This window comes from Bradyrhizobium manausense (assembly GCF_018131105.1).
GTDB classification, from domain to species: domain Bacteria; phylum Pseudomonadota; class Alphaproteobacteria; order Rhizobiales; family Xanthobacteraceae; genus Bradyrhizobium; species Bradyrhizobium manausense_B.
In genome coordinates this window covers 513,505-525,094 of the sequence record NZ_JAFCJI010000002.1, presented here as the reverse complement: position 1 = coordinate 525,094, position 11,590 = coordinate 513,505, and the positions used below count along the sequence as shown (strand labels likewise).

Below are 11,590 nucleotides of genomic sequence, written 5' to 3'. Positions count from 1 at the left end.
CCATGGCGAACGCCACGACTGCATCACCTGCCATGATGGCGGCCGCCGCTTCGGAGCGCATCGCGCCAAAGCGGCTGTTTGCCTTCATCATCATGGTGTTCGGGATGTTCATGTCGATCCTGGACATCCAGATCGTCTCGGCCTCCCTGAGCGAAATCCAGGCGGGCCTGTCGGCGAGCTCGAGCGAAGTCTCCTGGGTCCAGACCGCCTATCTGATCGCCGAAGTGATCGCGATCCCGCTCTCCGGATTCCTGTCGCGGGCCTTCGGCACGCGGCTGCTGTTCGCGATCTCGGCGGCGGGCTTCACGACGTCGAGCCTGCTCTGCGGCTTCGCCACGACTATCGAGGAGATGATCCTGTGGCGCGCGCTCCAGGGGTTTCTCGGCGCCGGCATGATCCCGACGGTGTTCGCGTCGGCCTACACCGTGTTCCCGCGTTCGAAATTCCATATCGTCGGCCCCATCATCGGGCTTGTTGCGACCCTGGCTCCCACGATCGGACCGACCGTCGGCGGCTACATCACCGATCTGATGTCGTGGAACTGGCTGTTCTTCATCAACGTCGTGCCCGGCATCGGCATCACCCTGGGTGTGCTGGCGCTGGTCGATTTCGACGAGCCGCATTTCGAATTGCTCGACCGCTTCGACTGGTGGGGCCTGCTCTTCATGGCCGGCTTCCTCGGGACGCTGGAATACGTGCTGGAGGAAGGTCCGCAATATGAGTGGCTGCAGGACACCTCCGTGGCGATCTGCGCCTGGATCGGCCTCGCCTCGGCAATTGCCTTCTTCGTGCGCGTGTTCACGGCCGCCGAGCCGATCGTCAACCTGCGCACCTTCACCAACCGCAACTTCGCGGTCGGCAGCACGCTGCAATTCTGCGTGGGCATCGGCCTCTACGGCTTGACCTACATCTATCCGCGCTATCTCGCCGAGGTGCGCGGCTACAGCGCGCTGATGATCGGCGAGACCATGTTCGTCTCGGGCATCACCATGTTCCTGGTCGCGCCGCTGGTCGGCCGGCTGATGGCGAGCCTCGACATGCGCTACATGATCGCGTTCGGCCTGATCGTGTTCGCGATGGGCTCCTACCAGATGACGTGGATCACGCGCGACTACGATTTCTACGAGCTGCTCGTGCCGCAGATCCTGCGCGGCATCGGCATGATGTTCGCGATGGTGCCGACCAACAACATCGCGCTCGGCACGCTGCCGCCCGACAAGGTGAAGAATGCCTCGGGCCTGTTCAACCTGATGCGCAATCTCGGTGGCGCGGTCGGGCTCGCCGTCATCAATACCGTGCTCAACGATCGCACCGACCTGCACATCACGCGCCTCCAGGAACGCGTGACCTGGGGCAATGCGACCGCCACCGAAACCCTGACCATGCTGGCGCAGAAATTCCAGGGACTCGGTGATTCCACGCTGATGGCGATGAAGCAGCTCAGCCAGATCGTGCATCGCCAGGCCGCGGTGATGAGTTTTGGCGACGCGTTCTTCATTCTCACCTTGTTCTATCTGAGCCTCAGCGTGCTGGTGACGCTGCTGAACAAGCCGGCCTCGCCGTTCGGCGCCGGCGGTGACGCGCACTGACGTCACAGGATCGGTGTCGTCGTCCGGTTGGACCGGGCGGCCGCGCACCAAAATGCAACACTCATGCGTGATCTCGCGCGGGGCCCGTTGCAAACCGGAAACGACACATCTATAAAGCGCGCCTCATTCAATCGAACCGGGGAGAGATTTGCATGATTTCGTCGCATTCGCAGATCGCGTTTCCGCGCTCGATGATGGTCTGGCTCGGTACGTTTTCGGCCTGCTAGAGGCCACTTCCGCCAGCTTCGATTGGGCCCGGGTTTAGCCCAAACGTCCCGGTCGCTTCGCTTCCCAAGTCAAAGTCAGTTTTAGTGACGCCGTCTCCGCCCTCGCGGCCGGCTTGCGTCCATCGATGGAGCCGGCTCGCGCCAACAGCGGCCGGATGATGCCATGACCGCTCTTTCAAGGAAGCCCGCGGCTATCCGCGTGGTCCTGCCCTTCGTGTTCCGGCACTGGCTGAAGCAGCCGGGGCGCACGCTCGCCATCGCCGCCGCCTTGCTTGGAGCAACCGCCGCCGACCTGTTCATGCCGGTGTTTTCGGGGCACCTGATCGACGCGTTGACGCGTGGTCCATCAGATCCGGAGGCGCGTCATGCCGCGCTGGTGGCGCTGGGCGGCATCGTGGTGCTGGGCGCGGCGTCGATGGTGTTGCGCCTGAGCGGGCTGCAAGTGATCGTGCCGTTCACACTGAAGATCATGTCCGAGGTGGCGCAGGACGCGTTCCTGCGCGTGCAGCGTTTCTCGACCGACTGGCACGCCAACTCCTTCGCCGGCTCGACGGTGCGCAAGATCACGCGCGGCATGTGGGCGCTCGACCTTCTCAACGACACCATCCTGCTGGCGCTGATGCCGTCGCTGGTCGTGCTGATCGGATCGATGATCCTGCTCGGCGTGCACTGGGCTTCGCTCGGCGGGGTGATCGCGCTCGGCGCGGCTGCCTATGTCGCGATGACGGTGCTGTTCTCGACCCGCTACATCGCGCCGGCGGCGCGTGTCTCCAACGCCTGGGACACCAAGGTCGGCGGCACGCTGGCGGATGCGCTGACATGCAATGCGGTGGTGAAGTCCTTTGGCGCCGAGGCGCGCGAGGATGCGCGGCTCGCCCGCGTCATCAAGCGCTGGCGCACGCGCGTGCGTCGGACCTGGTTCCGCTACAACTACACCGCCATGGCGCAGCTCTCGCTGCTGCTATGCCTGCGGGGATCCGTGATCGGCGGCTCGGTGCTGCTGTGGATGTACGGGCATGCCACGCCCGGCGACGTCACCTATGTGCTGACGAGCTATTACGTCATCCATGCCTATTTGCGTGACGTCGGCATGCACATCAACAACCTCCAGCGTTCGGTCAACGACATGGAGGAGCTGGTGGCGATCCACGACGAGCCGATCGGCATTGCCGATGCCGACGGCGCGCGGCCGATCGCGATCGAAGGCGGCGAGATCGTGTTCGACGACGTCACCTTTCATTATGGCGGCCATCGCGCGCCGCTGTATGACGGGCTGTCGGTCAGGATCCGCGCCGGCGAGCGTGTCGGTCTCGTCGGCCGCTCCGGCTCCGGCAAGACGACCTTCGTCAAGCTGGTGCAGCGGCTCTACGACGTCACCGATGGACGCGTGCTGATCGACGGGCAGGAGATCGCGAAGGCGACCCAGCAGTCGCTGCGCAGCCAGATCGCGATCGTGCAGCAGGACCCGATCCTGTTTCACCGCACGCTCGCCGAGAACATCGCCTATGGCCGGCCCGGTGCCAGCCTGGAGGCGATCGAGCAGGCGGCACGGCTCGCCAATGCGCACGATTTCATCCTGCGCCTGCCGAAGGGCTACGGCACGCTGGTCGGCGAGCGCGGGGAGAAACTGTCGGGCGGCGAACGGCAGCGCGTGGCGCTGGCGCGCGCCTTCCTGGCCGATGCGCCGGTGCTGATCCTGGACGAGGCGACCTCGAGCCTCGATTCGGAATCGGAGGCGCTGATCCAGCAGGCGATGGAGCGGCTGATGAAGGGCCGGACCTCGATCGTGATCGCTCACCGGCTGTCGACGGTTCGCAGCCTCGATCGGATCCTGGTGTTCGATCGTGGCGAGATCGTCGAGCAGGGCACGCATGCCGTGCTCGCGGGCAGACCCGGCGGCATCTATCGCAGCCTGTTCGAGCGCCAGGTGGTGGAGCTCGGGCATATCGCGGCAGCGGAATGACGCGCGGCAGCGGAGCGAGAGCCCCGCAGCCGCGCGGCCCAAGGAATCCGTCAAGGATGGAATGAGATGAAGGACCTGACGCGCGGCTCCATCGTGAGCCACATCCTGAACATGGCGCCACCGATCGTGGTCGGCATGATCACGATCATGATCTGCCAGCTGGTCGACCTGTACTTCGTGTCCGGGCTCGGCGACGCGGCTGTTGCCGGCGTCGCTGCGGCCGGTAACGCCGGCTTCCTCGTCAACGCGCTGATGCAGATGCTCGGCGTTGGCACGGTGGCGCTGATCGCGCATGCCGTGGGCCGCAAGGATCGCGACGACGCCAATCTCGTCTTCAACCAGGCGGTCGTCCTGTCGGTGTTATCAGGTCTGTTGACGCTGCTTGGCGGCTTTGCGCTGGCGCGCCCCTATATGCGCGCGATCGCAGCCGATGTGGCCACGATCGACGCCGGCACCACCTATTTCCACTGGTTCATGCCGGCGCTGGCGCTGCAATTCGTCACGCAGGTGATGGGGGCCGCGCTGCGGGCCACCGGCATCGTGCGGCCGACCATGCTGGTGCAGGTGGTTGCCGTGGCGATCAATATTGCGCTGGCGCCGGTTCTGATCTCGGGCTGGGGCACCGGGCACGCGTTCGGCGTTGCCGGAGCCGGCCTTGCAAGCACGATCGCCGTCTTCATCGGCGTGCTGATCCTGCTCGCCTATTTCCGCAGGCTTGAGCGCTACGTCGCCTTCCATCCTGCGCAATGGCGTCCGCAACTGCGGCAATGGAGGAGAATCCTCAACGTCGGCCTGCCCGCGGGCGGCGAGTTCGTGATGATCTTCATCTTCATGGCGGCGATCTATTACGTGCTGCGCAACCTTGGTCCGGCGGCCCAGGCGGGCTTCGGCATCGGCACGCGCGTCGTCGGCTTGATCCAGATGCCGGCACTTGCCGTCTCGCTCGCGGCAGGGCCGATCGTCGGGCAGAATTTCGGCGCGGGCAATTATCAGCGGGTCCGGGAGACTTTCGTCAAGGCGGCGCTGATCGCGACCGTCGTGATGGCCGCGCTCACGATTCTCGCTCAGCTCGAGCCCGGATGGCTGCTCGGCGGCTTCTCGAACGATCCGGAGACGATGAGCGTGGCGCTGCTGTTTCTGAAGATGATCTCGCTGAACATGGTGGCGCAGGGGTTGATCTTCACCTGCTCCAGCATGTTCCAGGGCCTCGGCAACACCAAGCCGGTGTTGTGGAGCTCGGCGACGCGGGTCATCACCTATTCCTTGCCTGCGATCTGGCTCTCGACGCAGCCGGGTTTTCGGATCGAGTATGTCTGGTATCTGTCGAACGTAGCGACGACGCTCCAGGCCGTTCAGAGCCTGTGGCTGCTGCGCCGCGAATTCAGGAAACGGCTGGTGCCGCGGCAGCAGACAGATGCTCCGAAGCCCGCGACACTTGAGCCGGTTGCGCCTCCGGTGCGCGAGCCGGCCTAGCGAGATCCCGTGCTTGTCGCCCACCCACGGTTCCGGCTGCTTTGCCGCGCCGTGGGATGGAGCATAATCCGGAAAAGTGTCTGGCGGTTTGCGTGGAGGTCACGCACAGGAAGCTAGGTCGTGCACTTATGCTGCGGCGTCCGGTTTCGGAAGTAGTGCTGGCATGCCCGAAGGCTTGCTACCTCTCACGCGAGGTTGGTGAGTGGGCGATGAAGCAACCTGTGTATGGTGCTTGGCTTGGCCTGACTTCTGGCGCGGGAGGCTCTATTGCGCGAGACACTACTGCCGGAACGTCTCCTTGTGGGCCCAAAACGGACGTCGCCTACTTCGCGTGCGGGATTCACGCCTGCACGCGGCCGGGAGATTGATCTACATCAAGCTGTGGCCCCGGGCGCGATGTTTGCATGATGCGGGATGAACCTGCTCAAAGAACCTCTCGTCCACTTCTTGATGGTAGGCGCCGCCTTGTTCGGCGCTTATGCCTGGATGAATCGCGACTCGGACGGCCAGAATGCAGGCCAAATCCCCTCTCTTCAGGTCAGCGCTGGCGACATCGAGTGGCTCGCGCAAAACTGGACCACTCAGTGGCGGCGTCCGCCAAGACCGGAAGAGATGCGTGGATTGGTCACGGACTATTCCGATGAACTGCTGCTCGCACGCGAAGCGCGCGCCCTGGGGCTCGAAGACAACGACGTGATCGTTCGGAGACGGCTGGCGCAGAAGCTGACGTTCCTCGTCCAGGATACCGCGCGCCGGGCCGAACCGTCGGACGCCGACCTGCAGCAATTCTATGCTGCGCATGCCGAACACTTCCGCAGCGATGCCCGCATCTCGCTCAGGCAGTTGTATTTCAACCCTCAGCAACGCGCCGATGCGCGGTCGGATGCAATCTCGGCATTGCAGCAATTGCGCGGCGACGGCACGCTGTCGACGGTGCTAGGCGACCGCTTGTTGCTTGAAGGTGATTTCCGCGACGAGACCGAGCAATCGTTGTCCGCGGCTTTCGGCGGCGGCTTCGCGCGGGCCGTGTTCGCGCTTGAGCCGGGCGCCTGGAGCGGCCCGATCCAATCCGGCTACGGCCTGCACCTGGTACAGGTTTCGGCCCGGCAAGACGGTCAACTACGACCGTTCGCCGAACTGCGCGACCGCGTTATCGAGGAGTGGAAGCGGGAGCAGGAGACAAGGGCAAAAGAGCTGTATCTTGTGGAGTTGCGCAAGAAATACCGTCTCGTCGTCGATGACGCAGTGAGGCCGCTGATGACGCCGATCGCGGCCACGTCGAGGCAGCCGTGACGGCGCGCTGCTCAAGCAAGCTTGGCCCCCTGTCGGCCCGCTCCGTAAGGTTCGCCATGGTCGCGATCCTTGGAGCCTGGTGTCTCGCGTGGCTGGTGCCGTGTTCGGCCCACGAAGTGCGCCCGTCCTACCTTGAGGTGCGGGAAAAGCGGCCGGGCGAATTCGACGTGCTGTTCAAGACGCCGATGCGCGGAGAGCTACGCCTTGCGCTGGCGACCACCTTCTCCGGCCGCGCTGAAGACCTCACGCCGATGACGACGCGAGCCACCGTCGATGCTGCGGTGCAGACCTGGCGCTTTCGCGCGCTCGATCCGTTGCGCGGCCAGACGGTTCGCATTGACGGCCTTCAGAACACCATGACGGATGCCCTGGTGCGCGTCGTCTTCTCAGACGGTACCACCTGGGTGCGTCGGCTCACGCCTCAGGAGCCGGCGGCAACGATACCCGCTCAGCAGAGCGGCTGGTCGGTGGCCGGGATCTATCTGAAGTTGGGTGTCGAGCACATTCTGTTTGGCATTGACCACCTGTTGTTTGTGCTGGCACTGCTCATTATCACCCGCGGGACCTGGCTGTTGGTGAAGACAGTCACCGCCTTCACCGCCGCGCACAGCATCACTCTGGCGCTGGCGACGCTTGGCTACGTGCATGTACCATCGGCTCCGGTCGAGGCGACGATCGCCCTGAGCATCGTTTTCGTTGCGGCGGAGATCGTCCGATTGCAGCGCGGACAGGAAGGCCTGGCGGCAAGGGCGCCCTGGCTGATCGCGTTCGCCTTCGGACTGTTGCACGGATTTGGCTTCGCCGGCGCGCTGAGCGAGATCGGGCTGCCGGAGGGACATGTGCCGGTGGCCCTGCTGTTTTTCAACATCGGAGTCGAGATCGGCCAGTTGCTGTTCATCGCAACGGCGCTGTGCCTGTCCGCCTTGTTTCTGCGTTTTCACAGCGGGAGAGCGCGCGTGGCAAGCGTCGCGGCAGCTTATGCCATCGGCAGCGTTGCCATGTTCTGGGTGATCGAACGAGTTGTTGCATTTGACGTGGGCCATCGAATTTGGGGAGCAAGCACATGACCCGAACGTTGCAGATTGTCGCCGGATTGAGTGTCGCCTGTTTCGTCTTGCCAGCATTCGCGCAGGACGTCGGCGCACCGGCAAAGGATGATCTCGAGCAATCGTTGCAAAAGCCGGCCTATTCGCCTTACGTGAATCGCCAGTTTCCGACGCGACCGTTCTTTGGCGACACGCATCTGCATACGTCGTTTTCGATGGATGCCGGCGCATTCGGTGCCCGGCTCGACCCGAAAGACGCCTATCGTTTCGCCCGCGGCGAGCAAATCACCTCCAACACCGGCCAGCCGGTCAAACTTTCGCGGCCGCTTGATTGGCTTGCGGTGACCGATCATTCCGACAACATGGGCTTTTTCCCAGACCTGTTCGGAGGCAAGCCCGAACTTCTGGCCGATCCGATCGGCAAGAAATGGTACGACATGATCAAGTCCGGCAAGGGTGCCGAGGCCGCGATCGATATCATCGTTTCGTTTTCGAATGGCAAGTTTCCGAAGGACCTGATGTACTTCCCGGGAACGCGTGCCTACCGGGGCGCGTGGCAGCAGACGATCGAGGCTGCCGATCAGTTCAACGATCCTGGCCGTTTCACCGCCTTCATCGCTTATGAATGGAGCTCGAACACCGGCGGCAACAACCTCCATCGCAACGTGATCTACCGCGACAACGGTGACAAGGCGAGCCAGATGGAGCCGTTCACCGTGTACCCGCCCTACGGCAGCGATAATCCCGCCGATCTGTGGAAATGGATGCAAGGCTACGAAGCCAAGACCGGCGGCAGCGTGCTGGCGATCGCTCACAACGGCAATTTGAGCAACGGGACGATGTTCCCGGTGGTTGAGGCGTTCGGCAAAGCGCTGGACCGCGACTATGCGGAGCAGCGCGCCAAGTGGGAGCGGCTCTACGAGGCCACGCAGACCAAGGGCACTGGCGAGTCCCATCCGTATCTGTCGCCGAACGACGAGTTCGCAGCGTTCGAACTCTGGGACAAGGGTAACCTCGACGGCAGCGTTGCCAAGAAGAAAGAGATGCTGGAATTCGAGTATGTACGTTCAGCCTACAAGAACGGCCTCAAGCTTGAGCAGCGGCTCGGCGTCAATCCCTACAAGTTCGGCCTCGTCAGCGGCACCGACGCCCACACCGCCCTCACCGCGGTGGAGGAGAACAATTTCTTCGGCAAAACAGTTCCCCAGGAGCCGAGCCCGCACCGGATGAGCGCTTCCTTCATCGACAACAAGACGACCGGCGTGAAGATCATGGATTGGGAGGTCGGTTCATCCGGCTATGCCGCCGTGTGGGCCAACGAGAACACCCGCACATCCATTTGGGATGCCATGCAGCGCAAGGAGACATATTCCACCACCGGCAGCCGCATGATCGTGCGCTTCTTCGGCGGCTGGGATTTCGAACCTCAGGACGGGGACAATCGTCTGCCCGCTCAGGTCGGCTACACCAAGGGCGTGCCCATGGGTGGCGACTTGCGCGCGGCTCCGCAGGGAAAGGTGCCGACATTCCTCGTTGCCGCGCTTAAGGACCCGATCGGCGCCAACCTTGATCGCTACCAGATCATCAAGGGCTGGCTCGACAAGGACGGCAACGTGCAGGAAAAGATCTTCGACGTCGCCTGGTCGGGAGATCGCAAGCCCGGTAGCGACGGCAAGCTACCGTCGGTCGGCGACACCGTAGACGTAGCAAATGCCACGTGGACCAACACGATCGGTGCGCCCGAACTCATCACGGTGTGGAAGGATCCCGAATTCGACCCAAGCCGGCCCGCATTCTACTACGGCCGGGTGATCGAGATTCCGACCCCGCGCTGGACTGCGTACGACGCGAAACGCTACGGCGTCACGCCGTTGCCCGGCACCGCCATGAAGATCACCGAGCGAGCTTTTACGTCACCCATCTGGTACACGCCGGCGAAATAGCGCGGGGGCCTGAAACGGAGGGTTTCATGCGAAAGCACCGGATCGCCGCCGCTGCCTTGCTCGGCTACATCGTTGCCTGCTCTCCATCGATATCCATGGCTTGCGGATACCACGATGATGTCACGCTCGCGCGCGGCATGCTGAATTGGACCTACCCCGACGCGCTCCATCTCGTGGGCGCAATGGCACAGGCGGTCAGCGAGAAACGGCTTCCGCCTCCGGCGCGTACGCTCGATCTTTGGGCATATCACCGTACCGTGCGATCGCTCGAACAGTTGGGGGAGCAGCTACGGATACCCGCAGGCGAAAATGCGCCGTTGGCCTTTTCGTTGTTATTGATAGAGCCGATGTTGTGGACGCGCTTTAACGCTGAGGGCGGCGACCTTCACGCGCAAGTTCATGTCTCTGCACCACCCGTCGGCGAACTGGTCCTCATCACTGGCGAGGACGTGGTTCGGGAGATCGCCAATCATCGCTTGTCGGTTAGCGACGCCTATCGACAGGGTCTCATCCGCCTCTACGGCCCAGAAACCGAGATTGCTCGTTTTCTGCAGCTCTATTGCGGATGTGCGTAGATGCGTTGGGTCAAGTCAAAAAGCAGTCTTGATCCGGCGCCGAACAAAGCGTTGATTTTCGCCGCAATAGCAGAAACGGTCACCGGACTTGCATTGGTAATTGTTCCGTCACTCGTCGGACATTTGCTGCTCGGGACAGACCTTTCTGGCATCGCCATTCCGATCGGGCGACTCACTGGTGTTGCCCTCATCGCGCTAGGGATTGCTTGCTGGCCGGGCTCGCCGCTCATCGGCATGTTTGCCTACAACGCGCTGGCTGCGCTTTACCTCGGCTACCTTGGTCTGGCGGGCGGCTTGACCGGCGTGGTTTTGTGGCCAGCGGTTGCGCTTCACTTGGTTCTGTCGATCCTTCTTGGCCGCGCGTTGAGAGGCGTCACGTGATTCCTTACCGGCTCGTGATGCAATATCCGCAAGTCTCCCGACCAGAATAAGGTTGCTGTGTCTCAGTCTCGCGGCACAACGCGCTGCCTTGACCCGGACTGTTTGTATCGATGATCGATCGGTGCAAAAGACGCGAATTGGGTCGTGCCAAGTCTTGGATGGATCTGGCTGATCCACCCAGCCGACGACCGCTTGTGGTCCCTTAGCGGACACGCCCATGTGCCCCTGCAATGTCTGCTTTCGAGCGGAATTCGGATATCACCGTCCCTGCGTCGATGCCGATGGAATTATGGGCACACGCCCTAGAACGAACCGATACTGTTCCAGACCAGGCTGAGGCCCGACAGGAACAGCAGGCCAAGCACGATATCGCCAAAATGCTTGTCGCTCAGCGCGCGATAGACGCGCGCGCCGGCCCATGCCCCGATCAGCGTGGCGGGGAATGCGACCATCGCGAGCCAGACCACCTTGAACGCGACAAGGCCCGAGGCCGTCTGCAACGCCAGCGCGGTTGCAAGCACCGTGAAATTGAAGAGCTGGAAGATGCCGCGCCGCTCGTGCTTGTTCCAGCCGCGGATATTGGCCCACAGGATGGGGAGCGGTCCGGAGAGGCCGGCGAGCCCGCCCAAAATGCCGCCGGCAAAGCCGATGGCGCCGTCGGCGATGCGGCCGCCGAAGGTGATGGCGAACTGCTTCTTGTTGAAATACAGCGCGCTCGGGAAGATCAGCAGCAGCACGCCGACGCTCAGCTTGAACACTTTTGGATCGGCAGAGGCGACCAGCATGGTTCCCAGCGGAACGCCGATCAATCCGCCGATCAGGAACGGCCACACCAGCGAGAGGTCGAAGCTCTTCCACATCGAGGGCAGCGTCGAGATCTGCGCGATCACCGAGCAGATCAGCACCAGCGGCACCGCGAGCGAGGGCGGCAGCACGTAGAGCCAGATGCCGAGCGCCATCAGCGCCGTGCCGAACCCTGCCAGCCCCGAGACGAAGCCGCCGGCCAGCGCGCCGAACAACAGCAGCGCGTAAGTGAGCGTTTCCACCAACAAATCCTTGTCGTTACCGGCGATTCCGAAGCCGCAATCGCCTCATGGCGC

Annotated in this window: 9 protein-coding genes; 8 read left to right on the top strand and 1 reads right to left on the bottom strand. The window is 63.1% G+C overall.

Annotated elements, in window-relative coordinates; genetic code table 11:
- Positions 1 to 2: 2 nt before the first annotated feature.
- The 8 genes from JQ631_RS22725 (at position 3) to JQ631_RS22690 (ending at position 10,490) form a co-directional block, all read left to right on the top strand.
- Positions 3 to 1,589 (top strand): DHA2 family efflux MFS transporter permease subunit, encoded by a 1,587-nt coding sequence (locus tag JQ631_RS22725; protein ID WP_212329364.1) that lies wholly within the window; start codon positions 3 to 5, stop codon positions 1,587 to 1,589.
- Positions 1,590 to 1,979: 390 nt separating this feature from the next.
- On the top strand, positions 1,980 to 3,779 hold the full coding sequence (locus JQ631_RS22720) for an ABC transporter ATP-binding protein (protein WP_212329362.1): 1,800 nt from the start codon (positions 1,980 to 1,982) through the stop codon (positions 3,777 to 3,779).
- A 66-nt stretch (positions 3,780 to 3,845) separates the two neighbouring features.
- The gene (locus JQ631_RS22715) at positions 3,846 to 5,252 is read left to right on the top strand and encodes an MATE family efflux transporter (protein WP_212329360.1); all 1,407 of its coding nucleotides are present in this window, start codon (positions 3,846 to 3,848) and stop codon (positions 5,250 to 5,252) included.
- Between the two features lie 414 nt (positions 5,253 to 5,666).
- Positions 5,667 to 6,545 (top strand): peptidyl-prolyl cis-trans isomerase, encoded by an 879-nt coding sequence (locus JQ631_RS22710; RefSeq protein WP_212329357.1) that lies wholly within the window; start codon positions 5,667 to 5,669, stop codon positions 6,543 to 6,545.
- A 56-nt stretch (positions 6,546 to 6,601) separates the two neighbouring features.
- Positions 6,602 to 7,612, top strand: coding sequence for a HupE/UreJ family protein (locus JQ631_RS22705; protein ID WP_212329355.1), 1,011 nt, complete (start codon positions 6,602 to 6,604; stop codon positions 7,610 to 7,612).
- On the top strand, positions 7,609 to 9,534 hold the full coding sequence (locus JQ631_RS22700; RefSeq protein ID WP_212329353.1) for a DUF3604 domain-containing protein: 1,926 nt from the start codon (positions 7,609 to 7,611) through the stop codon (positions 9,532 to 9,534). Before JQ631_RS22705 ends, JQ631_RS22700 begins: the two co-directional genes overlap by 4 nt.
- A 26-nt stretch (positions 9,535 to 9,560) precedes the next feature.
- Entirely contained in the window at positions 9,561 to 10,109 is a 549-nt protein-coding gene (locus JQ631_RS22695) for a hypothetical protein (RefSeq protein WP_212329351.1), read from the top strand.
- Positions 10,110 to 10,490, top strand: a complete 381-nt coding sequence (locus tag JQ631_RS22690; RefSeq protein WP_212329349.1) for a hypothetical protein — start codon at positions 10,110 to 10,112, stop codon at positions 10,488 to 10,490.
- A 302-nt stretch (positions 10,491 to 10,792) separates the two neighbouring features.
- On the opposite strand, the gene JQ631_RS22685 is transcribed toward JQ631_RS22690, so the two are convergent.
- On the bottom strand, positions 10,793 to 11,536 hold the full coding sequence (locus JQ631_RS22685; RefSeq protein ID WP_212329347.1) for a sulfite exporter TauE/SafE family protein: 744 nt from the start codon (positions 11,534 to 11,536) through the stop codon (positions 10,793 to 10,795).
- Positions 11,537 to 11,590: the final 54 nt, after the last annotated feature.